Annotated in this window: 20 protein-coding genes and 1 pseudogene; 4 read left to right on the top strand and 17 right to left on the bottom strand. The window is 68.2% G+C overall.

Annotated elements, in window-relative coordinates:
• Window positions 1-359 precede the first annotated feature (359 nt).
• From MMG85_RS15055 to MMG85_RS15005, 11 genes and pseudogenes are all read right to left on the bottom strand, one after another.
• Entirely contained in the window at window positions 360-2,297 is a 1,938-nt protein-coding gene (locus tag MMG85_RS15055) for a prolyl oligopeptidase family serine peptidase (protein WP_241046763.1), read from the bottom strand.
• 97 nt (window positions 2,298-2,394) lie between these two features.
• Entirely contained in the window at window positions 2,395-3,768 is a 1,374-nt protein-coding gene (locus MMG85_RS15050; RefSeq protein ID WP_241046762.1) for a DUF2235 domain-containing protein, read from the bottom strand.
• A 21-nt stretch (window positions 3,769-3,789) separates the two neighbouring features.
• Window positions 3,790-4,329 carry a hypothetical protein gene (locus MMG85_RS15045; RefSeq protein WP_241046761.1) on the bottom strand — a complete coding sequence of 180 codons (540 nt, stop codon included), beginning with the start codon at window positions 4,327-4,329 and terminating at the stop codon, window positions 3,790-3,792.
• Window positions 4,330-4,540: 211 nt separating this feature from the next.
• A complete protein-coding gene (locus MMG85_RS15040) occupies window positions 4,541-4,948 on the bottom strand; it encodes a VOC family protein (RefSeq protein ID WP_241046760.1) in 408 nt (135 codons plus the stop codon).
• 10 nt (window positions 4,949-4,958) lie between these two features.
• Complete coding sequence (locus MMG85_RS15035) at window positions 4,959-5,384, bottom strand: YciI family protein (protein WP_241046759.1); 426 nt, start codon at window positions 5,382-5,384, stop codon at window positions 4,959-4,961.
• A 137-nt stretch (window positions 5,385-5,521) separates the two neighbouring features.
• Window positions 5,522-7,621 (bottom strand): gluconolaconase, encoded by a 2,100-nt coding sequence (locus tag MMG85_RS15030; protein WP_241046758.1) that lies wholly within the window; start codon window positions 7,619-7,621, stop codon window positions 5,522-5,524.
• Between the two features lie 74 nt (window positions 7,622-7,695).
• Complete coding sequence (locus tag MMG85_RS15025; protein WP_241046757.1) at window positions 7,696-9,429, bottom strand: DUF11 domain-containing protein; 1,734 nt, start codon at window positions 9,427-9,429, stop codon at window positions 7,696-7,698.
• Between the two features lie 241 nt (window positions 9,430-9,670).
• A complete protein-coding gene (locus MMG85_RS15020) occupies window positions 9,671-10,381 on the bottom strand; it encodes an energy transducer TonB (RefSeq protein WP_241046756.1) in 711 nt (236 codons plus the stop codon).
• A gap of 49 nt (window positions 10,382-10,430) precedes the next feature.
• Window positions 10,431-11,171 (bottom strand): hypothetical protein, encoded by a 741-nt coding sequence (locus MMG85_RS15015; RefSeq protein ID WP_241046755.1) that lies wholly within the window; start codon window positions 11,169-11,171, stop codon window positions 10,431-10,433.
• Between the two features lie 48 nt (window positions 11,172-11,219).
• Window positions 11,220-12,200, bottom strand: a complete 981-nt coding sequence (locus MMG85_RS15010; protein ID WP_241046777.1) for an isoaspartyl peptidase/L-asparaginase — start codon at window positions 12,198-12,200, stop codon at window positions 11,220-11,222.
• A gap of 201 nt (window positions 12,201-12,401) precedes the next feature.
• A pseudogene (locus MMG85_RS15005) lies at window positions 12,402-12,965 on the bottom strand (cyanophycinase); the annotation flags it as partial.
• Between the two features lie 314 nt (window positions 12,966-13,279).
• Between MMG85_RS15005 and MMG85_RS15000 the strand changes: the two are divergent.
• The 3 genes from MMG85_RS15000 to MMG85_RS14990 all read left to right on the top strand — a co-directional run bounded on the left by MMG85_RS15000 (window position 13,280) and on the right by MMG85_RS14990 (window position 18,089).
• Window positions 13,280-13,873, top strand: coding sequence for a sigma-70 family RNA polymerase sigma factor (locus tag MMG85_RS15000; protein WP_241046754.1), 594 nt, complete (start codon window positions 13,280-13,282; stop codon window positions 13,871-13,873).
• On the top strand, window positions 13,851-14,906 hold the full coding sequence (locus MMG85_RS14995; RefSeq protein ID WP_241046753.1) for a FecR domain-containing protein: 1,056 nt from the start codon (window positions 13,851-13,853) through the stop codon (window positions 14,904-14,906). The genes MMG85_RS15000 and MMG85_RS14995 overlap by 23 nt, the downstream gene beginning before the upstream one ends.
• 99 nt (window positions 14,907-15,005) lie before the next feature.
• Complete coding sequence (locus tag MMG85_RS14990) at window positions 15,006-18,089, top strand: TonB-dependent receptor (protein ID WP_241046752.1); 3,084 nt, start codon at window positions 15,006-15,008, stop codon at window positions 18,087-18,089.
• 839 nt (window positions 18,090-18,928) lie between these two features.
• On the opposite strand, the gene MMG85_RS14985 is transcribed toward MMG85_RS14990, so the two are convergent.
• Both MMG85_RS14985 and arfB read right to left on the bottom strand, forming a co-directional pair.
• Window positions 18,929-19,525 carry a lysophospholipid acyltransferase family protein gene (locus MMG85_RS14985; RefSeq protein WP_277399907.1) on the bottom strand — a complete coding sequence of 199 codons (597 nt, stop codon included), beginning with the start codon at window positions 19,523-19,525 and terminating at the stop codon, window positions 18,929-18,931.
• A gap of 4 nt (window positions 19,526-19,529) precedes the next feature.
• A complete protein-coding gene (gene arfB / locus MMG85_RS14980; RefSeq protein ID WP_241046751.1) occupies window positions 19,530-19,964 on the bottom strand; it encodes an alternative ribosome rescue aminoacyl-tRNA hydrolase ArfB in 435 nt (144 codons plus the stop codon).
• A 124-nt stretch (window positions 19,965-20,088) separates the two neighbouring features.
• Here arfB and MMG85_RS14975 point away from each other — a divergent pair, with 124 nt between their 5' ends.
• Window positions 20,089-20,649 (top strand): DUF2059 domain-containing protein, encoded by a 561-nt coding sequence (locus MMG85_RS14975; RefSeq protein WP_241046750.1) that lies wholly within the window; start codon window positions 20,089-20,091, stop codon window positions 20,647-20,649.
• A 112-nt stretch (window positions 20,650-20,761) separates the two neighbouring features.
• Here the strand turns inward: MMG85_RS14975 and ung are convergent, their stop codons facing one another.
• The 4 genes from ung to ftsE are packed head-to-tail and all read right to left on the bottom strand — an operon-like array spanning window position 20,762 to window position 23,969.
• Complete coding sequence (ung, locus tag MMG85_RS14970) at window positions 20,762-21,469, bottom strand: uracil-DNA glycosylase (protein ID WP_241046749.1); 708 nt, start codon at window positions 21,467-21,469, stop codon at window positions 20,762-20,764.
• A 16-nt stretch (window positions 21,470-21,485) separates the two neighbouring features.
• Entirely contained in the window at window positions 21,486-22,325 is an 840-nt protein-coding gene (locus MMG85_RS14965) for a response regulator (RefSeq protein ID WP_241046748.1), read from the bottom strand.
• Window positions 22,326-22,341: 16 nt separating this feature from the next.
• Window positions 22,342-23,286 carry a permease-like cell division protein FtsX gene (ftsX, locus tag MMG85_RS14960; protein WP_241046747.1) on the bottom strand — a complete coding sequence of 315 codons (945 nt, stop codon included), beginning with the start codon at window positions 23,284-23,286 and terminating at the stop codon, window positions 22,342-22,344.
• A complete protein-coding gene (gene ftsE / locus MMG85_RS14955) occupies window positions 23,283-23,969 on the bottom strand; it encodes a cell division ATP-binding protein FtsE (RefSeq protein ID WP_241046746.1) in 687 nt (228 codons plus the stop codon). Before ftsE ends, ftsX begins: the two co-directional genes overlap by 4 nt.
• Window positions 23,970-23,998: the final 29 nt, after the last annotated feature.

The following is a 23,998-nucleotide window of genomic DNA, read 5'->3' as shown; positions in this document are numbered from 1 at the left end:
ATAACGCGGTCCACGGCAACGGTGAAGAGGCTGCGCCAAGTAAATGCATGAACCTCCCATTGGTCGTTGACTACGACGATTGCCCGCAGACGCTCTGCTAATCCTCTGCCTTCTTGTCTTCGGCAGCGCAGTCAGCGCCAGCTCGAATCACTTCTCGTGCGGCACGCCCACCACCTCACTTCGGCTTGCCGTGCACGATCAGCGCACGTCATGAGTGGCCGCATCGAAGATCGATGGCACCTTAGGTGAGTGCGGCAGAGACATACGACAAGAAGAGGACGGCCCCGCTGCGCGGAGCCGTCCCCGAAACAGAGTCAGAATGGCTTTCGACGCCGTACGCCGGCGCGTCGGCGCCTGAGCTATTTCGCCTTCGCGCCGCCCAGGTGGCGCGACAGGAACTCCAGCAGGCGGGTGTAGTACGCACGCTGGTTGGCTTCGCTGTAGAAACCGTGTCCTTCCGTGCGCACGTAAAGCGTCTCCACCGGCACGCCGGCCGCCTTCAACGCCTTCTCCATGCGTTCGCTGTGCGCCTGCGGGGCGATCTCGTCCTTGCCGCCCGCGGCCAGGAACACCGGGGCACGGATGCGTTGCGCCAGCGCGGTGGGCGATACCTGCGCCAGGCTGGCGCGGTCGTCGCTGATCCAGTCCTCCGTCCACGTACGGCTGGAGCGGCTGTCGCGCGAATCCTGCTTGTGCATCAGCGCCAGGTCGTACACGCCCACGTAGCCGGCGGCGCACCGGTACAGGTCCGGTTCCCTGGCCAGGCCCATCAGCGAGGCGTAGGCGCCGTAGCTGGCCCCGTACAGGCAGATGCGCGCGGGGTCGGCGATCTTCTGCTCGATCGCCCAGCGCGTGGTGTCGGTGAGATCGTCCTGCATGGTGCGGCCCCATTGCCGTGCGCCGGCCTGCTGGAACGCGCGGCCGTAGTTGCCGGAGCCGCGGTAATTCAGGCGCAGCACGGCATAACCCGCGCGCACCAGCATCTCCGCCTCGTCGTTGACCTCCCAACCATCGAAGAGGCCGAACGGCCCACCATGCGGCATCACCACCAGTGGCATCGGCGCATCGCGCCGCTCGCGCGGACGCGTGAGGTAGCCATGCAGCGTCAGTCCGTCGCGGGCGCGCAGCGTGACCAGTTCGCTCGGCGCCAGCACCGCCGGATCCAGCCAGCTGCGCCGGCTGAAGATCAGGTCGGCGGAATTGGTGGTGGTGTCGAACAGGAAGAAATCGCCGGGGCTGGTATCGCTCCAGGCATGCACCACTTTCAGCCGGCCATCGCGCGTGCCCGAGGTGATGGCGATGGACGCGCCGGGGAACGAGCGCTCCAGCTTGCGGTAGAGGCGCGCGGTCGGCGACTTCTCGTCGAAGAATGCGGTGCGCAGCTTGCCGTGCATGAAGAAGCTGCCCACCGGCGTGCGGCCATCATCGGCATAGATGATGTCGTGCGGATCGACCACCGGATCGCGCAGCACCTGCGTGCGCGTGCCGGCCACGGTATCCAGCGCCACGATGGCGTCCGGCCCGTCCGCCTGCTGCGCCTGCAGGTACGCGATCCGCCCATCGGCCGACAGGCCCAGGGGCCATTCGACGAAGCCCGACTTCGCCTGGTCGTTGACCAGCGTCCACGGCGACCTGTCGTCGGCACGGTGGTAGAGCTTGCTGATGTTGTCGTCGCCCGCGCCGAGCGCGAAGCGCACGCGGCGGGCTGCGTCGACGGTGAAACTGGCCCTGCGCACCGGCGCCGTGGCCACGGTGTCCATGCTGCCGTTGAACACGTCCAGCCGCTCCACCCTCGTGCTGGGCGTCGACGTGTCCAGCGCATACATGCCCACCAGTACCTTGCGCGGATCATCGGGCAGCGTGTCGATCAGGTACGCCGCGCGCGGTTGCACCTGCGTCGCATCCAGCCCGTAACGCGCGAAGATCTGGCGCCGGTGGGTGCCGTCAGCATCGGTGGCGTACAGCTCCCCGGTCGGGTAGGGCCGGTCGCGCGAGCCGTACTTCTTCGCCACCGACACCACCACGCGCTCGTCGCTGACCCACCACACGTTGCTGATGACGCTGTCGCTGCCGGCGGTGATCTTCGAGGTCACCTGCTGGTCGGCACGCCGCACCACCGCGAGGATGGTCTGATCCTCCAGCGGCACGGTCATCGCGTAGTAGTCGCCGGTGGGCGAGATCTTCAGCGTCTGCAGCACGTCCTTCTTCAGGAACAGCTCCAGGTCGACCTGCGCATGCGCCAGCGGCGCCAGCAGGCATCCCAGCAGGATGCCCGCACTCCGTGTTCCCCACCCCATGGATGCCTCCCTTGGCATCGCGTATCCCCGCACGGATTAAAGCGCAGTGGCATGGATGCGGACAAGCGCACACGGTCACGCCATTGCGCGACGTGCCTCAGCGCGCGAGCGCGGCCGGCTCCTGCTGTCGCTCGACGGGCCCCGATTCGAGGGTGGCGGTCTCCAGGCGCTGCTGCCCGGCGCGCAGCCACGCCTGCCCCATGTCTCCCTGCAGGTGCTCTCGGGAAATCTGCTCGACCGCGCTGCCATCGCCCCGCTTCGCAGCGTCGAGCAGGCGCTCGACCATGCCGGCCTCCGGTGCGACGGTCTGCGCCTCCGGACGGGTCGTCGGCACCGGGCCGATGACGACCGGCCGCCATGCCAGTCCCGCGGCGAGCGCTTCATTGCGCGGCAGCGCATCCAGACAATCGATCCTGCACAGGTTCGACGGCGCCAGTTCTTCTCTGGTCCCACGCGTGCCTGCGCTGTCGTAGATCGAGGTGCCATAGAAGAACTGGTGTTCCTCGGAGCGATGGATCACATTGCGCGCGGGATCGTCCGGTTCTTCACGCTTGTCCAGGAACGGCCGGCCGCTCAGGCCGTTGAGGTAATCGATCATCAGGTTGCCGCTGCGGATGCCGAGGCCGTCCTGCGTGTAACCGCCACCGATGTCGCTGTGCGCGCCGGCCACGGTGACATTGAGGAACCGCCCACCATCGGTCACGCCGGGATCGAGCAGGCGCGTGGACGGGAACAGGTTGCGACGCTCATCGTCGGCGGTGATCTGGAAGCCCGATACCACCGATGACGGGAGACGGCGGTCGTGGTCGCGAGGCTCACCCGTGCCGACCGGATCGAACAGGCCGACGGCCTGGATGATGGTGCCGGGTTCGCGTAGCGGTGGGCCGATGTAGTCGACGTGCAGCACACGGCCGTCCCCATCGCGCGTCACTTGCGCACCCTCCGGGTTCCTTATGCCGCGCTCTTCGACCAACCGGGTAAAACCGGCCGCCTGTTCCGCGCCACGACTGAATCCGATGGCGGCAATGCGGATGTCCGCGTCCGGGTTCTCCTTCAACCAGGCGGCGGACTGCTTCACGAACTGGAGGTACATGTCCTCCATGCGCGACTCGTAGGTATGTCCCTTGATGAGGTCGATGCCTCCGCCGAGTCCACCTTGCGTTCCAGGACCTTCTACGTAGCCGCCGGCGACCGTGGTGCTTCCGTGTTCCGCCAGCGATCGCTTTTCCAGTGACTTGATCTGACCGTGGATGAACGCCACATTCGTGTGATTCTCCGGCGCATCCTTGAGCATGCTGTTACCGGTACCGTCGAATGACGCGACGAACAGGCGGTCTACATGCCGGCTGCCGTCATGCAGGACGGGCGCGGAGAATGTTTGCAGTTGTTCACTGGCATCGCGAAAGCTCGCGAGATCCGCGACCGACGCCGGCGCCGTACTCACACCATCAGGATGTCGTTCCCCGCCCATGCTCCACTCCGTGGAAGTGCATCAATACGTTCTGGTCCAGGCCAGGACGAGATCATCGAGATGGCCGCTGTAGCGATTGCCCGGAATCTGCAGCTGACGCGTAGGAACGAATGCACGCATGTACACATTGATGGTGCGGTCGTTCACTTCGAGGATGATGTCGGGATCCGTGATCGAAACTCCTTCACGAATGTCCTCTCGTGGTACCTGATGCAGGATCATCCGGTCCTTGAATATTGCGCCGATGTCCACGTCAGCCTCGTGGGCGACGCCGTCGGCGGATCGCCAGGTGACCTTTGCGGGCGCAGGAAAATTTTTGACGCCAAGGTAACCGGCGGAGGTCTTCCTGAGCGAATCAGGATGCGCGCGTGCAGACGACGTCTGCAGCACGCCGTCCTCTTCCGACAGGTGCACGAATCCGTTGTAGACCACCTTGCAGCCGTAAGTCGAATAGCTGGTGGCGCCGAAGTTGTGCCTGACGAACGTCAAGGGCCAGTCGGCGACGGTGTTGTCGATCTTTCCAGCAGCCTTTCCATGCCCCGATTCTTGCGTCATCGCCATGCCCTGGCATCCTGCGGTTGAAATGATGATCGCCGAGACCAGCGCCAGCGAACGTGCGTGGCGCGGCGAACGTCTCGAGACTGGCGGCTTCCTTCCCTGCATCCGATGAGCTCCCGTGTCGCGCGTGCGGGGACATCTATACGAAAGATGCACCCCGTCCGCAAGCGCTCGCGCATCGGCGCCATCGATTCCACACCTACATTCATGTACATCAATCCGCCGGCATCGCGTCCTCATCCATGTGCACCACTTCCCACAGGTGCCCATCGAGATCCTGGAAGCTGCGCTGGTACATGAAGCCGTAGTCCTTGGCCTCCATCGGCTCGCTGCCGCCAGCGGCCAGCGCCTTGTCCACCAGCACGTCGACAGCGCTGCGGCTGTCGGCGGACAGGCAGAGGATCACTTCGGTGTGCGTGCGGGCATCGCAGATCGTCTTGCGGGTGAAGCCCTGGAAGAACGGCTCCACCAGCAGCATCACGTAGATGGTGTCGCTGATGACGAGGCAGGCCGCGTCGTCGTTGGTGAACTTCAGGTTGGCGCGGTAGCCCAGCGCGCCGAAGAAGGCGCGCGACGCCGGCAGGTCGCGTACGGGAAGATTGACGAAGATCTGCGTAGTCATGCTGTGGACCTCAACGTTCAGTGGATGAAGGGATCTGTGTGGCGATGCGCGCTTCCTGTTCGCGCAGTTCCGGGGTCAGGGCGTCGCCGAAGTCGTCGGCCTCGAAGACCGGGCGCAGTTCGATCTCCTCCCCACCATCGAACGGCGCGCGCTTGATCCATTCGATGGCTTCGTCGAACGTGCGCACCTGCCACAGCCAGAATCCGGCGACCAGTTCCTTCGTTTCGCCGAAGGGGCCGTCGATGACCGTGCGCTGCCTGCCGTCGAAGCGCACGCGCGCACCGCGTGATGTCGGATGCAGGCCTTCGCCGGCCAGCAGGATGCCGGCCTTGACCAGGGCTTCATTGAATTTGCCCATCTGCGCCAGCAGGTCGGTGTCGGGCATGCGCCCGGCTTCCGAATCGGCATTGGCTTTGACGATGACCATGACGCGCATTGCGCTCTCCCGTCGTGCGGACCGGGGGTTCCGGCCGCTTTCAGGACAGCGACGATCCGGGCGGGCGCGGATCGACACGATCCCTTGCAAGAGACCGCGGGCAACAGAAGAGGGACGACGGCGGGCCTGGGCCCGCCCTACTGCAGGCGCAGTTTCAAATCGCGGCGCGCCTGGGCTTCGTTGCCGCTGTAGTCGCGGGCAGTGATCCGCAACGTGTAGTCGCCGGGCGGCAACGCCCCCACCTGCCAGCTGCCTTCGGCCCATTGGCCATCGCGGACGGTGTTGGTCACGCTGTAGCGGAAGCGCGTCACCGCGCTGCCGTGCACGGTGATGCCGCTGCCGGGAGCGTAGGCGACCTGCACGGCATCGTCCGAGGGCAGGCGCTGGAAATCGAGCGTCATCCGCGGCGTCTCGAAGCCGGCGACCGGCGTGCCGTCGTCGTGCAGCAGCTGGTAGCCCAGCGCATGCAGGCCGAGCCGGCGCCGCGGCAGGTTGCGGTCCACCTGGTCCCACGCGTCCACCACGATGCGCACGCCCTGCAGGTCGCGCGGCACCAGCACGCGGCCCTCCTGCCGCTGGTCGATGGGCTGGTCCAGCGTGTCGAACAGGGCGACCTCGTCGATGCGCGGCGGATAGGCGTCGGTGAAGCCGGCGAAACCGAGCGCGATGGCGTTGCGTTCGTAGCCCGACGGCCCGATCGACAGGTGCACGTGCGCCATGCGGTTGACCGTGCCCAGCGCGTCGCCGGCGGCGAAGCGCGTCCCGCGGCGCACGCGGATGCGGCTGGGGTCGCCGCTGAGGTCATGCAGCAACTGGAAACGGACCGGATCGAGCAGGTTGCCGCGCGGCGTGCGGCCAACGCGCATGTGGATGTAGTCCAGCGCGCCCAGGCCCAGGCCTTCGCTGAGGCCGTTGAAGTTCCAGGCGGCAGACGGGCTGCTGACCTTGCCGTCGGCGATGGCGAGCACCGTGGCGCCGACATCACCGCGGATGTCGAGGCCACCGTGCAGATGGTGGCGGCTCTCGCCGCTGTAGTCGCCGCGCACTTCGCCCAGCGTGCCGACGACTTCGTGCCAGCCATCCTGCGGTGCCAGTGGCCAGCGGCCCGCGGTCTGCGGCAGCGGATCGTCCGCCGACGGACCGACAATCGCCGGTGCCGGCAGGGCGCCGTCCGCCAGCGCCGCGATGCGGTGCACGCGATGGCTGCCCGCGTCGGTAACATGCACCTGCCCTGCGGCGTCGACCGCCAGTCCCGCCGTCCGCGACAGGCGCTGCCCCGGTATGTGGCCGGCCAGCGCGTGCCAGCGACCATCCCGCATCACCTGCATCACCCGACCGGTGAACAGCTCGCCGACATACAGATGGCCGTCGTGCGTCAGCGCCAGCGACAGCGGTCGGCGCGGGCCAGCCTGCGTCGGCAGGTCGGGCTGCATCGGCAGCGTGCTGACCCCGCCCTGCCGCCCGAGGCGGCGGATGGCGTCGTTGCGCAGATCGGCGATCCAGGCCACGCCGGTGGCGTCCACGACAATGGCGGTGGGCGTATCGAAGCGCGCTTCCTGCCCCGAACCGTCGACGAAACCCGGCGCATCGCCGCCGGCCAGCGTGGTGACGCTGCCATCGCGATCGATCAGGCGGATGCGGTCGTTGTAGGTGTCGGCCACGTAGAGGCGCCCGCCGCCATCCACCGCCACGCCGATCGGGCCGTTGAACTGCGCCTGCCGTGCGGGACCGTCGCGGAACCCCGGCGTGCCGGTGCCGGCCACCGTGGTCACCACGCCGTCCGGGGTGATCCGGCGGATGGCGTGGTTGCCGGTGTCGGCGACGTAGAGGTTGCCCGCGGCATCGCGCGCCAGCGCCGACGGCGTGTGGAACGCTGCCGCCGCGCCGGTGCCGTCGATGAAGCCTTCGCTTCCGCCGGCCAGGGTCGACACCACGCCATCGCGGGTGATGCGGCGGATCCGGTTGCTGTCGCCGGCATCGGCGACGTAGCGCGTGCCGTCTTCCATCACGACGATGCCCCAGGGATCGTCGAAGCGCGCCTGCGGGCCGGCACCGTCGCGCGTGCCGCGCACGCCATCGCCGGCGACCAGGGACAGTTGTCCGCTCCAGCCGAACGCGGTGGCGGGCGGACCGGCTTCGGGCACGGGAACGGGAAAACGCGGCGTGACCAGGAAGGTCGCGGCCAGGGCGATGGTGGTCAGTACCACCACCACCCACAGCCAGGCAGTACGACTCATTGCGTCAGGGAGGCGGCGGAGAACGGAGCCGCATCATGGAGACTCGGCACGCGCTTGGGAAGCGCGCCGCCGGGTCAGAACCCGCTCGCGCTCACCTGGCAGGGCACGGTGAACGTCACCACGCCACCGGACGGCAGCACGGGTACAGCCACGCCGCCGCTGACCAGGCCGGGCAGCGTGCCCGCACCCGGACAGGCGCCGCCCCCGCTGGCCGCGCAGGTGATCGGATTGCCTGCCGCCGGGCAGGTCAGGCCGGCGCCGGGCGTGTCGCTGACCACGGCACCATCGGCGGCGGCGGGACCGGCGTTCGATACGACCACGGTGAAGGTCTTCACCTGCCCGCTGGTGGCGGGCCCGGCGGCGGCCGACTTCACCACCGACACGTCGGCCACGCGCGCGCGGTTGGTGATCGTGCAGACGATGGCCTGGCCCGCATGCGCGCCGGTCAGGGTCAGCGTGTTGCCGCTGAGGCTGCCGCCGCTGCACGACCAGGCGCTGGCGGTGTAGCTCCGCGCGTTGCCGGCACCCAGCGTTTCCGCGAGGGTGATGACGTTGCCCGGCACGACCTGCACCGCGGTGCCGGTATCGGTTTCGGACGCGCTGTTGGCGGTGGACGACAGCGCGGCATTGTTGGCGCCGCCGGTGGCCGACAGCAGCGCGGTGTCGTTGATCGCCGCATCCACCCACGTCTTGGCCAGTGCCAGCGTGGCGGTCGCGCTGTTGGTCAGGGTGCAGGTGATGGTCTGGTTGGCGCGGTAGGCGCCGGCGGCGATGGTCAGCTGGCGCGTCGCCGTGTTGACCGTTGCGGGCACGCTGGCATTGCCCTGGTCGGTACAGCTGCCGGCCGTCAGCACGTAGCCCGACGGCACCGTGGTCTCGGTCAGCGTGATCGCGGCGGCATGGTTGGTCACCGGGTACGTGGCGGAGGCCACCGGCGTGTTCTGCGAGGTGGTGGTCAGGTTGAAACTCTGCGACAGCGCGTTGCTGGCGGTGATGCCGAACGTGCCGGTGCCGCCGGCGGATTGCTTGCGCACGATGACGTTGGAACCCTCGAAGCTCCAGCGCAGTTCCAGTTCGTCGCCACCACTCGGGCCCTGCAGCCCGACGTTGAACGTCAGGCTGGTGACGCCGGTGCCGTTGAAGCGGATCGAACCGCACGCAGTGCCGCGGGCGACGGACGCTCCATTGCCATCACGGCATTCGGCATCCGCCGTGCCCGAGAACCCGCTGCCGGTCGATCGCACGAACGTGCTGCCGTTGACCAGGAACTGCGGATTGCCGCTGAGGCGGGTCAGCGACACCGCGCCGCCCTGCGACACCGCGTTGTTCAGCGTCCAGCGCGAGCTGTTGGGATCGGAGCCGATGGCGCCACCCAGGCGATCGACATGCAGCACCGGATTGTCCACCGGCTTGCTGAAGGTGATGGTGTAGTTGCGGCTGCTGACTTCGTGCAGCAGGGTCAGCGACCGGCCGCCGTTCACCGTTTCGCCGTAGGGGTCGGACCAGCGACCGCCGTTGGTGCCGTTGAACGTACCGCTGCTGTAGTTCTGGTCGGAGGTGCCGGTCCAGGTGACGGTGATGCCGTCGAGCGTGGTGCTGGCCGAGGTGGACCCGTTGGTAGTCCACGTGCCGGTGATCAGCGCCAGCGCCGACCCTGCCGCCAGCAGGCCGGCGAGCAGCAGGCCGGCCTGCTCGGCACGGCGTTGCCGGCCACGGGATGCGCGGGCGGGGCGGGAGACGAGGGAGGACGGCAGACGTGCAGAACGTGCGCCCTGCGGACGCAAGGCATCAATAGCGTGGTACGACATCGACGAACGGATCCCCTGACGCTTCTGTGGAAGAGGCGCTCCGCAGGTCCATCCGACACGGACCTTATTGCTTGCCCCCTGTGGCAAGCCGACCCAGGACGCCGTCCAGGCAAGGAGGGGTCGACCGCAAATGTGATCTGTATCTTAACTTACAGAAGTCACATTTGCGACATGGGTCACATTGAGCCCCCTCTCTGGGGGGCGGGGTCGCGGCTGCCGTCGGCGGCCGCTTCCGCAGGGGTCAGCCGGTTTGCAGCGGCTTGAAGGGGGAGTCCAGCACGACCGGATCCGCCGGCTCACTCGGCTGGCCGGCGGCGGCGACGCATTCGGGCGTGCGGGCCGCCGAAGCCTGCAACTCCCGTCGTTGGGAGCGCTCGCTGAAGTAGAAACTGACCGGGATGCGCACCTGGGTGGCGATGGGCCGACCATCCACCTCTTCGGGCACGTAACGCATCACCGCGACCCAGGCTTCCAGGATGGCCTTGAAGTCCTTCACGGAGCCGCGCGTGGCTTTCATCGACTGCAGCGTGACCAGCCCATCCTCGCCCACCCGCACATCGAGGTTGATGTTGGCCTGCGCCCCCGACCGCATCGCGGCGGGCGGATAAGGCAGCCGGGGCAGTCGCAAGGCGTCGTTGGCGTAGCCCGGGCCGTTGCCTTGGTAGTCCATGCCGATGTGCAGGCTGCCATCGGGCTTGGGAATCGCGCAGGCCTGCAGCCTGACGTGGGTGATGCCCGGCTTGGCCACCCCGTCGACGAGCGCCGACTCGAAACGCCATTGCGCCACGCGCCGCTCGATCGCCTCGCGGACCGGCACGGGCAGCTTCGGATTGGCCTGCACCTGCCGGGGGACGCCTTCGGCGTCCAGCGCGATCCTCGCCGTGGCGGGAAACAGCACGGGATCCGTCTTGCCTTCCGAAAAAGCCGATCCGGCTACCAGCAACAGGCCCAATGCACACCATGGCTTCATCGTGGATCTCCTGATTTGGCGACGGCGCACGTCAGCTCGTCGTGATCGGCTTGAAGGGCGAGTCGAGCACGACGGGGCGACGGGGATCGGCGCCTTCGCCGGCCGCCGCCTGGCATTGCGGCGACTGCCGGTCCTTTTCAAGGCGCTCCCTTGCCGCCTGCCGCAGGGTGCCGCCCCCCAGCTTGAAGTCCACCAGCATCGACATCTGCGTGGCGATGGGCACAGCGTCGACCACCTCGGGCACATAGCGCATCGCGCCCACCCAGTCGCGCAGCGTCTTCTCGAACGGCTTCACCTTGCCGGCCACCGGCTCGATGCGCTCGATCGATGCGCGACCGTCCGGACCGATGCGCATGAACACATTGAAGCTGCCTTCCTGCCCGTAGCGCGCCGCGCTCACCGGATACATGGGGGGCGCCACCAGCGTCGCGCCGCCCGCCAGGCCCGGACCGTTGGAGCGATAGTCCATGGCCAGCGTCATGTTGCCGTCCGCGGCAGGCATCGCGCAGGCATCCAGGAACACGTGCGTCACGCCCGGCTTGGCGACACCGCCCATCTTCGCCGGCTCGAAGCGCCACTGGATCACGCGCTGCTCGACCGCCGCGCGGACGGCCGGCGGCAGCTTCTCGTTCGCCTCCACCTGCTGCGGCACGCCCTGCGCATCCAGCACGACCCGCGCATTGGCGAAGAACCTGACCGGCTCTGCAGCCTTGTCCCCCGCCACGGCGCCAAACGCCACGGACAACAACCCCATCCCTACAAGTCGCTTCATGCCACCTGCTCCCCGTTGTCGACGCGGGGAGCATACCGCCATCCGCCCTCAGCGCGCAGGCAGCGGGTCGTCCTTGTAGATGGCCACGTGCGGCACGCCGTCGGTGCCGATCCAGCCGCGGTACATGCCCTCGGTGTTGAACGGGAACGCCATGCTGCCGTCTGCACCGAGGGCGATGGCACCGCCGTCGCCGCCGGCCTTGGGGATGTCGCGGTTGATCACGGCGTCCGACGCACGCGCAATGCTGAGCCCGGCCAGGCGCACGCGCGCGCAGACCTCGTGCGCGGCAGCGGCGCGGATGTAGTACTCGCCCCAGCCGGTGCCGGATACCGCGCAGCGATCATCGGCCCACGTGCCCGCACCGATGATGGGCGCATCGCCGACGCGGCCGTAGCGCTTGTTGGTCATGCCGCCGGTCGACGTGCCCGCGGCCAGGTGGCCCTTCGCGTCCAGCGCCAACGCGCCGACCGTGCCGAAGTAGGCCTTGCCCGGCAGTTCCAGCGGCGTGTTGCTCGCCTGCGCCTGCGCTTCTTCCTGCAACGCCTTCTGCAGCTGCTGCCAGCGCTTTTCGGTGCGGAAGTACGACGGATCGACCAGCGTCACGCCCTGCTCCTTGGCGAACGCTTCCGCGCCGCCGCCGACCATCATCACGTGGCGCGATTTCTCCATCACCGCACGCGCCAGCGTGATCGGGTTCTTGACCCGGTGCACGCCGGCCACCGCGCCGGCCTTGCCGGTGGCGCCATCCATGATCGACGAATCGAGTTCGTTCTTGCCGTCGTGTGTGAACACCGCGCCGCGACCGGCGTTGAACGGCGGCGCATCCTCCAGCACGGTGATGGCGGCGGTGACCGCCTCCAGCGCGGGCTTGCCGGCGGTGAGTTGCGCATGGCCGGCACGCAGCGCCGCTTCCAGTGCCTTGCGGGCGGCGTCTTCGTCGGCGGGTGTCATGCCGGCGCGCTCCACGCCTGCACCGCCATGGATCACCAGCACCGGCGCATCCAATGCGACCAGCACGCCATCGCGCACGGCGTAGCGGCGTTCGGCGGCAGGCTTGTCGACGCGGCCGCTGGGCAGATGCAGCACGGAATCGACACCGGCGATGACGGTGTCGACGCGATCGAGCTTCATCGCTTCGTCTTCGACCTGTTTCTGCGCGAAGCCGCCTTTCACCACCGTCGCGCCGGCACCGGTCGCGGTGGCATACACGCGTGCGCGGCCATCGCCTTCCACGGCGACGGCGGCGTCTTCATCCACGCCCAGGCCGATCAGCGGGCGCTGCGCGATCGATTCGGCCTTGGCGACGAAGGCGATCAGGCGGCCCAGGCGATTGCGTTCGCTGAAGTGCGTGTCGGTGATCACGCCCTTCAGCAGCGCCAGCTGCAGGAAATCCGTTTCGATGGTGTTGTCCGGGCCGAGCGGATCGGCCAGCGCGCGCGGGCTGATCTGGCTGCCGCCATCCATCGCGCCGTACAGGTACTCGCCCTGCATCGCCAAGCCGGCACTGGTGCCGCCCAGCGGCTTGCCGGCGCGCACGTGCGCATCCAGCGCGGCGCCGACCGGCGTGCCGCGCCAGTAGCGCACATAGCGCGACTGGTCGCCGCCGGCCAGGAAGATGCCGTCGGCGCGCTTGAGGCTACGCAGCACGGCCGGATCGCTGGCGCTTTCGCGGTCGCTGAACACCCAGGTCTCCACCGAGGCGATGCCGCCGACCTCGTTGAAGAATTCCTCGCCGATCTCGCCGGCCTGCGACGCGCGCAGCACCACGATGTGGCCGTTGCCCGCCTTCTGCATGAACCAGCGCAGCGCATCGAAATTGCGGTCGCCGCCGCCCATCAGCAGCAGGCCGGGCTGCACCTGTCCTGGCGTCTTCGCGCTGACATCGCCGAGCACGTAATGCGCAGGCTGGGCGGCGAGTGCCGGCAAGGACAACGCGAGCGCCACCACGCAGACCGCGCCGCGCCGCAACAGGCCGAAGACAGACACCATGCCGTACTCCCAGGGTCGAAGGTCGCGGCAGGATGCCACGCACCGATGCCTTGTGGAGACGAAGCGACGGCCGTCTTCCCCCATGCGGATCGGCGCTTCGCTTGGGATAGAGTGCGGCCATGTCCACCGAACTCGACGACTGGTTCGTCCGCGAAGTCCTCATCCACGAACGCGCGCTGGCGCTGTTCCTGCAGCGCGCGTGGCCGCACCGCGACGAGTGGCACGACCTGCGCCAGGAGGTGTACGCGCGCGTCTACGAGGCCGCGGCGCGCAACCGTCCGGACACGCCCAAGGCCTTCCTGTTCGCCACCGCGCGCCACCTGATGACCGACCGCCTGCGCCGCAGCCGCGTGGTGTCGATCGAGCCAGTGGGTGATTTCGAGTCCTCGAACGTCTACCTGATCGACGAGGTGTCGCCCGAGCGGTGGACCGGGACCCGCCAGGCGCTCAAGCGCGTGGTCGAGGCCCTGGACCGGCTCCCCGACCGTTGCCGCGAAGTGGTATGGCTGCGGCGCGTGGAGGAACTGCCGCAGAAGGACGTCGCCCGCCGACTGGGCATCAGCGAGAAGACCGTGGAAAAGCATTTGGCCAAAGGGATGCGCCTGCTCGCCGACCATCTGTACGGCGGCGACGCCGTGCCCGCGCTGGACGGGCGACGTGCCCGGCCCGTCATGGACGAGGACGAGGCGCATGACCGACAGCAGACAGATTGAGGCCCGGGCCGCCGACTGGCTGGCCCGCCGCGACGCGGACGACTGGACGGCGCAGGAGCAGCAGGCGCTCGATGCCTGGCTGGCCGCATCCGCGCGGCACAAGGTCGCCTTCCTGCGGCTGCAGTCCGCCTGGGCCGAAGCCGGTCGATTGCAGGCGCTCGGCGCAGGCGTGCCGGCCGGCGCGCTGCCGCCGCGCAGCACGCCGATGGCCGAGGCCGAGGACATGCCCGCCGACGCCCGACCGGACCTGCGCGACATCACCTTCGCACCGCGCGAGCGCAGCAGCCACCGCCGGCGCTGGCCGCAGGGCGTGGCGGCGGCGCTCGCGCTGCTGGCGCTCGGCTCGGTCGCCTGGGGCGGCTGGCAACTGAGCGGCCGCGAACAGGCGGTGTACGCCAGCACGGTCGGCCAGATCCAGACGGTGACGCTGCCCGACGGCTCCACCGCCACCCTGAGCAGCGACAGCCGCCTGGACGTGCGCATCAGTCGCGGCGAGCGGCACGTGGCGCTGGCCCGGGGCGAAGCCTTCTTCGATGTGGCGCACGACGCGCGGCGGCCGTTCGTGGTGGAAACCGAAGGCCGGCGCGTGCAGGCGGTGGGCACGCGCTTCTCGGTGCGCCGCGATCCGGACGCGGTGCGGGTGGTGGTGACCGAAGGCAAGGTGCGGCTGGAAAGCCGTGCCGGCCGCGAGGGCCCCGCGCAGCCGGTGTCGCTGCTGCCGGCCGGCAGCGTGGCCACGGCGGGCCGCAACGGCGTGCTGGTGCGCTCGCTGCCGGTGGCCGAGGCGGAGCGCTATCTGGAATGGCGCGACGGCTTCCTGACCTTCGACGACACCTCGCTGGCCGAGGCCGCCGCGGAGTTCAACCGCTTCAACACCCGCAAGCTGGAACTGGGCGACGACGCCGTCGCCGACCTGCGCGTGGGCGGCAACTTCCGCTGGTCCAACGCCGAGGGTTTCGCGCATCTGCTGGAACAGGGATTCCCGGTGCGCGCCGAACGGCATGCCGACCGCATCGTCCTGTACTCGCGCTAGGCCACGCACGCCACGACGAAGGTCACGGGGGGATTTGCGTGGTTCGTTCGTCCTGATAGCCAACAGGCGCCATTCCGAGCGCCCCCGGGGAGAGAGTCGATGCGGTATCCAGTGCGCGTCCTGCTGTTGAGCATGGCCTGTAGTGCGGCGCTCGCCGCGCAGGCCCAGGCGGCCCCGGGCCGCATCGACCTGCCCGCGGGCGAACTGACCACGGCGCTCAACACGCTGGCCAAGCAGTCCGGCACGCAGCTGGTCTACCGCCCCGACCAGTTGAAGGGCCGCCGCACCAGCGGCGTACAGGGCGCCACCACCACCGACCAGGCGCTGGACCGGCTGCTGCAGGGCAGCGGCTTCCAGGCCAGGCGCGACGCCTCCGGCGCCGTGCTGATCGTGCAGGCGGACGCGACCCCGCGCCGCGCACCACCACCGCGTCCCGCGCCCCAGGAGACGCCTCCCGGTGGCGGCGCCGCGCAAGCCGAAGAACCCGTGACCCAGCTCGAGACCCTGCAGGTCACCGGTTCGCGCATTCCGCGCGCGCAGATCGAGGGACCGGCGCCGATCACGGTGGTGACCGCCGAACAGATCCAGGCGGCCGGCTTCACCTCGGTGCCCGACGTGCTGCGCTCGCTCAGCCAGAACAGCGGCAGCGTGCAGGGGCAGCAGAACACCACCAGCGCCCAGTCGACGCCCGGCGCGCAGGCGGTCGACCTGCGTGGCCTCGGCCCCAACCACACCCTGGTGCTGATCAACGGGCGGCGCACCGCGGACTTTCCGCTGCCGCTCAATGGCCGCAGCAACTTCACCGACATCGGCAACATTCCGCTCGGCATGATCGACCGCATCGAAGTGCTGACCGGCAGCGCCTCGGCCGTCTACGGTTCGGACGCCATGGCCGGCGTCATCAACTTCATCCTGAAGAAGTCGACCGACGGCACCATCATCGACTACCGCTACGGCGACACCGAGCGCGGTGGCGGCGAGTCGCACCGGCTGACCCTGACCGCCGGCTTCGAGCGCGACAACTTCAGCGGCATCGTCGGCCTGGAACTGCTGGACAAGCGCCCGCTGTGGGGCTTCGAGCGCGAGAACCAGGATTCCACCCTCGATGCGCCGACACCGCGCCGCCAACTGCCTCGGCTCACCGCCCAGCTCTACGACTGGGACGACGACATCAACATCGCGCCGGCCGACAACTGCGCGGCCATGGCCGGCCTCAACGACGGCACCACCGTGCTGGCCGAAGACCGCTTCGGCGAGCCGTACTGCGGCAGCGAGCGCGCCATCGCGTATCGCACCATCCAGAACGAGCGCAAGGGCTTCACCGCGTACGGCTCGTTCGAATACCGCTTCTCGGACAGCCTGTCGTGGTTCGCCGATGTCCAGCTCGGCCGTCAGGAAGTGCGCCTGCTGACCGGCACCAACGGCAACGACGTGGTCAGCGACATCATGGGCTGGGAATTCCACGACCCCACCTCGACCGACAACAACGACAAGATCTTCTACAACGCCGTCACCGGCCACTACGAGATCTGGTCGCGGCAGTTCACCCCCGAGGAAATCGGCGGCCTGCGCAACCGCATGAACGTCACCACCCAGAAGACCTTCGCCGTCACGACCGGCCTGCAGGGCGCCTTCGGCGACAGCTGGAACTGGGAAGCGGCCTACAACCACTCGCAGTACAACGCCGACGTCGGCATGCCCCGCATCCGTGCGGCGGCGGCCAACCGCCTGTTCCTGGGCGAACAGCAGGGCTACGACGCCGATGGCTACGCGATCTTCAGCCCGGACCCGACGCGCCTGTTCACGCCGCTGACCCAGGCCGAGTTCGCCTCGATCGCCGCGATGTCGACCTTCCGGCCCAAGGCCGACAACGACACCCTCAGTTTCACCGTCGACACGCCGGCGCTGTTCTCGATGCCGGCCGGCGACGTGGGCTTCGCAGGCGCCATCGAGTACGGCCAGCAGTCGTACGAGATCAATCCCGACCCGCTCGCGCTGACCGCCGATGCCTACTACGGCCCGCGCTACGGCGACGGCAGCGGCGACCGCGACCGCTGGAGCGTCGCCGGCGAGTTCCGCCTGCCGCTGCTGTCTTCGCTGCAGGCCAGCCTGGCCGGCCGTTACGACCGCTACGAGTACGGCAACAAGAACCCAGGCAAGTTCACCTACAGCGCCGGCCTGGAATGGCGCCCGCTCGACACCCTGCTGGTACGCGGCTCCTACGGCACCGGCTTCCGCGCCCCGGATATGCACTACCTGTTCGCCGGCGACGACTACTACCGCACCCTGTCGACCGACTACTACCAGTGCCGGACCGACGAGCCCGGCTTCAGCGATGCCGAGTGCTACGACGACGGCACCTGGGACATCAACACGTTCGACGTCTATACCGGCAACATCGACCTGGACGTGGAGACCAGCAAGTCGTTCTCGGCCGGTTTCGTGTGGTCCCCGTTCGCCAACTTCGACCTGGCGGTGGACTACTACAAGATCCGCGTGTCCAACCAGGTGCAGACCCAGAGCCGCGAACAGCTGCGCATCGACGAGGCGAACTGCCGCCTCGGCAGCACCGAAAGCGGCGCGCCCGTCGACATCGCCTCGCCGACCTGCGTGGATGCACTGGCGCGCGTCATCCGCGATGCGGATGGCGACATCACCAGCGTGCGCTTCGCACCGATCAACATCGCCAACGAAGAAACCACCGGCATCGACCTGACCGCCAACTACCGGCTGACCACCGCCAACGCGGGCGACTTCCGCTTCACTGGCAGCTACACCTGGACCGACACCCACACCCGCCAGCAGTACCCGGGCGACCCCGAAGAGGACATGCTGGACCTGAGCTTCAGCGCCACCACCCTGCCGCGCAACAAGGGCAACCTGGGGATCAGCTGGGATCGCGACAACGTGGGCCTGAGCTTCTTCGGCAACTACCTGGGCCAGGTGGCGAACTACAACAACGATGCCTGGACCGGGTCCACCTGGCGTTTCAATGGCGGTGCCCGCTTCGACATCAACGACCACCTGCGCCTGTCGCTGAGCATCAACAACCTGCTGGACAAGATGCCGCCGCGCGATGCCACGTGGGCCAACTATCCGTACTACGACACCTCATGGTTCGACTCCATGGGCCGCAGCTACTACGTGCAGGTCACCTGGAAGCTGGGTGGCGAAGCGCTGTAAGCCTGTTCCGCCGCATCAGCGAGAGGCCCACCGCAAGGTGGGCCTTTTCTTTAACGCGGGACCTGATCTTTTCAGGCAGAACTCGCCTGATGGCGCAACCGTCATGGAACCTCAACTCCGTCATCCCAGCGGCATTCAACAGCCGAATGGCTGGTCACGCTGGGATCCATTGCGCTGTTGCTGTTTCACGGCGCCTCTAGCGTTCTGTCGAGATTCCGTCGAAGGCCAGTCACTGGCGCAGAACCGCAGAATCAAGATGGGTCCCAGCGTGCGCTGGGACGACGTTGCTTCGTCATCCCGGTGTATTCAACCGCCGAAGGCTGGTCAAGCCAGGACCCGGCGTCCCTGCATAACGCAATCACCAATCCTGCAGCGTACCGGACACCCCGACCCCTTCATCCCAGCGCACGCTGGGATCCATTGCGCTTTTGCTGTTGCACGGGGGCCTCAAGCGTTCGTCGAAACGTCGCCGAAGTCCAGTCGCCGGCGCATAGAACCGCAGAATCAAGATGGGTCCCAGCTTGCGCTGGGACGACGTTGCTTCATCATCCCGGCGGCATTCAACCGCCGAAGGCTGGTCAAGCCAGGACCCGGCGTTCCTGCATAACGCAATCACCAATCCTGCAGCGTACCGGACACCCCGACCCCGTCATCCCAGCGCATGCTGGGATCCATTGTGCTTTTGCTGTTACACGGGGGCCTCAAGCGTTCGTCGAAACGTCGCCGAAGTCCAGCCGCTGGCGCAGAATCGCAGAATCAAGATGGGTCCCAGCTTGCGCTGGGACGACGTTGCTTCATCATCCCGGCGGCTCAGGCAATCAGGCCCACCACCGCACGCCTCACACCGTCCCGCGGTTCTTCCCCTGCCACGGCTGGTACCACGCGCGGATCGCGGCCATGTCGACCTCCATGTTGCCGGTCGGGTAGTACACGTCGCCGATGCCGATGGTCTTCTCGGGATAGTGGAAGTACGCCATCAGGATGGGCACCTGCGCCTGGTGGGCGATCTTCAGGAAGCCACCTTTCCATTTGTCCACGCGCTTGCGCGTGCCTTCGGGCGTCAGCGCGAACCACATCTTGTCGGACTGCCGCAGCATGCGCACCGCCTGCTCGACCGTGCCCTGCGGCGAACTACGGTCCACCGGCACCACGCCCAGCTTGCGCAGCAGCGGCGACAGCGGCCACCAGAACAGCTGCGCCTTGCCCAGCACGCGCACCTGGAAACCCATCGCGATCTTCGCCGCCATGCCCCAGATGCCGTCCCAGTTGGACGAGTGCGGCGCCACGATCATCACCAGCTTGGGAATGTCCGGCAGCGTGCCGGTCATCTTCCAGCCGAACATGCGCAGGAAGGTGCGCCCCATCCAGCGGGTGAAGCGGTTGGGCGGCACCTGCGGCATGTTCGGCGGGATGCGCGGAATGATGTCGTTGCTCAAACACTTACTCCCAATGGCTTTTCTGCGATCGGCCGCGCTTGATGTCGCTGCGCCCGCGCTTGGCGTCCAGCCGTCGCGCCTTGGCCGCACGCGAGGGCTTGGTGGCGACGCGCTTCTTCGGCACCACCAGCGCGGCGGCGATGATGCCGGCCAGGCGCTCGCGGGCGTCCTGCCGGTTGCGGTCCTGGGTGCGGAAGCGCTGCGCATCGATCACCAGCACGCCGTCGTCGGTCAGGCGCCGGTCTCGCCGGGCCAGCAGGCGCTCGCGCAGCGCCTCGGGCAGCGAGGGCGAGCCCGCCACGTCGAAGCGAAGCTCCACCGCCGTCGCCACCTTGTTGACGTTCTGTCCGCCGGCACCGCTCGCACGCACGAAGCGTTCGACCAGTTCGTCGTCCGGAATCGCCAATGTCGGCGTGATCTCGAGTGCGGTGCTCCCCATGCGGCGGATTGTAGTCAGGATGGGCGACGGTTCGTAGCGTACGGCCGCAGGATCGGCGCCAGTTAACGTCTGTTTTACTCCCCGGCAGGCACCCTGTGCCCCCGCTCCATGCCACCCGCACTGCATGATCGTCTCTTCGCTGACCGCGGCCCGCCGGCTTGCCCGCCTTCTCCTCGTCATCCTCGCGCTGGCCTTTGCCGGCACCGCCTTCGCGGCCGAACCGTCGGACGCCGACATCGACCGCCTGCTCAAGGCCTCGCGCGCCGAGAGCCTGCTGGCGGGCATGATCCCGCAGATGGAGGCCGTGCAGCAGCAGGAGTTCGACAAGCATTTCGCCGGCCAGGAAATGACCGAGGAACAGAAGGCCGAGGTCGCCCGCATCCAGGCCAAGACCCAGGAGATCATCCGCAAGGCGCTGTCGTGGGAACAGATGCGGCCGGTGTACCTGGATGTCTACAAGAAGACCTACACGCGCGAGGACGTGCGCGCGATCAGCAAGTTCTACGAAAGCGCCGCCGGCCAGCGCATGCTGGACAAGAACCCGGCCCTGATGCAGAACATCATGAGCGCCGTGCAGCAGAAGATGGTGCCGATGCTGGAAGAACTGCAGGCCGAGATCAGGAACATCCCGGTCACCCCGCCCCCGCCCGTCTCGCCGCCGCAGAAGCGTCGCCGCACGCGGTAGCGTGCGCTGTGGGAGCGACGTAAGTCGCGATGATACTGGTAACGCCTCATCGCGACTGACGTCGCTCCCACACCCTAAGCCCATGGATCATGGGTCGTGCGCGCGGCGCACGCTACGGCGCCAGCTGCTCGCGCGGTGGCAGCCGCCAGTCGATGGGCGTCTTGCCGCGCTGGGCGAGGTATTGATTGGTCGCACTGAAATGCCCGCAGCCCAGGAAGCCGCGATGCGCCGACAGCGGCGAGGGGTGCGGTGCGCGCAGGACGCGGTGGCGTCGCGTGTCGATCACCTTGCCCTTGGCCTGCGCGTAGCTGCCCCACAGCAGGAACACCAGATCCTCGCGCTCGCGCGCCAGCGTCTCGATGGCGTGGTCGGTGAAGCCTTCCCAGCCCTTGCCCTGGTGCGCGCCCGCGCGTCCGTCTTCCACCGTCAGCACCGCATTGAGCAGCAGCACGCCCTGTTGCGCCCACGGCAGCAGGCAGCCATGGTCCGGCGGCGCAATGCCGAGGTCGGCGTTGATTTCCTTGTAGATGTTCAGCAGCGACGGCGGCACCGGCACGCCGGGCAGCACCGAGAAGCAGAGGCCATGCGCCTGGCCCGCACCGTGATAGGGATCCTGCCCCAGGATGACCACCTTCACCGCGTCGAACGGGGTGGCATCGAACGCCGCGAAGATCTGCGGTCCCGGCGGGTAGATGCGTGCGCCGGCCGCCTTGCGCTGGCGCAGGAACGCGGACAGCTCGCGCATGTCCGGCCGCTGCAGCCAGTCGCCGATGTGCGCCTTCCACGAAGGTTCCAGCCTGATGCGGTCGTCGTCGGTCATGCGCGTGGCGTACGGCTCAGACCAGGCTGCGCGATTCGTCCATGCGCGCCAGGCGCAGCTGGAACAGCACCTTGGTCACCAGCAGGCGCTCGGCGATCGGCTTGAGCACCAAGTCGTTGGCGCCCGCCTGGAGAAGCTCGGCCTGGTTGTCGCGGTTGCTGTCGCCGGTCATCACCAGGATCGGCAGGCGGCGCTTGCCGTAGGCGAAATCCACGCGGATGCGCTGCACGATGTCGCGACCGCTCAGCTCGCCCTTCAGGATCACGTCGGTCAGCACCAGGTCGAACTTGTGCGTGGACAGGCCCAGCGATTCGGCGGTGAGCAGCGCGAAGGCATCCTCGGCCCGGAGCACATGCACCACGTTGAGCGACTGCCGCTCCAGCATGCGCCGGGTGGTCTCGGCCACCACGCGGCTGTCCTCGATGTAGAGGATGGTGGCGCCGGTCACCGGCTCGGGCTGCACGTAGCCGCGGATGAAGGTCGCCAGCGCCTCGTGGCCCAGCGCCTTGTCGAAATAGTCGGTGACGTACTCGGTGAAGCGGCGCTCTTCCAGATGCTGCTGCGCATCGCCGGACACCACGATGACCGGCACGTAGGCCTGGCCCGAGGCCTCGCGCACGCTGCGCGCGATCTCCAGCCCGTCGCCGTCCGGCAGCGCCAGCGCGGTGGTGACCAGATGCACTTCGCCCGCCGCCAGCGCCTCGCGCGCCTCGGCGATGCTGGCGCAGCCGATCACCTGCACGCCCGGCAGGTCGCGCTGCAGCACGTCGGCAATCAACCTGCGGACCAGCTTGGACCCGTCCACCACCATCACGCGGGGCGCGTCGCTGATCAGATGCCGGAGCTCTTGGGCCATGAAGATGCGCGGGGGGTCAGGTGGCAGTCGGGCGAGTCTGACGCAAGAAGTGGCCTGTCACCAGCCATGCGCCCAGCCAGCCGATCAACGTGGCCGCTGCCACGACCGCCGTCGCACCGGCCGGATCCAGCCCCACCAGCACGAACGGACTGCCATAGCTGCGCGCCAGCGCCGCCAGCGGCTCACGCAGCGCCAGTGCCGCCAGCGTCAGCAGGCCCAGCGCCAAGGCGCCCGCCGCAAGGCCATACCACGCGCCCAGGTAGATGAAAGGGCGGCGGATGAAGCCATCGCTGGCGCCAAGCAACTGCAACACACCGATTTCCTCGCGCCGCGACTGGATGTCCAGGCGCACGGTGTTGCCGACCACCAGCAGGGCGCCCAGTCCGAACAGCGCCGCGAGTACCCAGACCAGGCGCTTGCCGAAGCCCATCCAGCCGGCGAGCCGCTCGCGCCAGGCGGCGTCGTGCTGCAGCAGGTCGGTCTCGGGCAGCGCTTCCAGTGCGGCGACCAGTCGCGCCTCGTCGCCTTCGGGCACCACCACCAGCAGGCTGGGCAGCGGATTGCCGTCCAGCAGGTCGAGCGAACCGGCCAGGCCGCTGCGCTCGCGGAATTCAGCCAGGCCCTGTTCTGGCGTGCGCAGTTCGACGCGGGCGACATCGTCGCGACTGCGCAGCGATTCCGCCAACGCCTGCGCGCGCGCCACCGGCGTGTCCGGCGTCAGGAACAGGTCGATCTCGCGCGACTGCTGCACATCGCCGGCGAAGTGGCCGATGTTCTGCAGCGCCAGCCACAGGCCCAGCGGCAGCACGAACGCCACCGCCATCACGCCGATCGTCAGCAACGTCGCCCACGGCCGGCGCACGGTGCGGCCCAGGCTGGAAACGAAGCTGTAGAGATGCTGGTCGAGCCAGATGCCGAACCCGGAACGCGCCTGCGCGCGACTGTTCTTCGCGTCGCTCATTCGGCCAGGTCCGCCGGGGAAATGTCGTCGACCAGCTTGCCGTGGTCGAGGATCAGCACGCGCTTCTTCATCCGCTTGAGCAGCGACAGGTCATGACTGACGACCAGCACGCTGGTGCCGCGCTCGGGCATGGAGGCGAACAGCGACATGATCTCCGCCGCCAGCGTCGGGTCGAGGTTGCCGGTCGGTTCGTCGGCCACCAGCAGGCGCGGCTCGGCGACGATGGCGCGCGCGATGCCGACGCGTTGCTGCTCACCGGCGGACAGCTGCGTGGGCAGCGCCTTCTCGCGATGGCCCAGGCCCAGGCGCGCCAGCACTTCGCGCACGCGCTTGCCGATGTCGCTGCGGCGGTCGCCGCGCAGGATCAGCGGCAGCGAGACGTTTTCCATCACCGTGCGGTCGGTCAGCAGGCGATGGTCCTGGTAGACCGCGCCCACCTCGCGCCGGTGCAGCGGAATGCGGCCGCCGCGCACCTTCAACAGGTTGCGGCCGGCGAACAGCACCGCGCCGCGGCTGGGCCGCTCGCTCAGGTGGATCAGCTTCAGCAGCGTGCTCTTGCCCGCACCGGAGTGGCCGGTGACGAACAGCATCTCGCCCTCGGCCACCTCGAAACTGACGTCCTCCAGCGCCGCATGGCCGCCGGGGTACTGCTTGCTGACGTTTTCGAATCGAAGGACGCTCATGTGCGTCGATTATGCCGGAGCGATCAAGA

Origin of the sequence: Pseudoxanthomonas sp. LH2527 (assembly GCF_022539275.1) — a bacterium.
GTDB lineage: Bacteria > Pseudomonadota > Gammaproteobacteria > Xanthomonadales > Xanthomonadaceae > Pseudoxanthomonas_A.
This window is presented reverse-complemented; position numbering and strand designations above follow the sequence as displayed.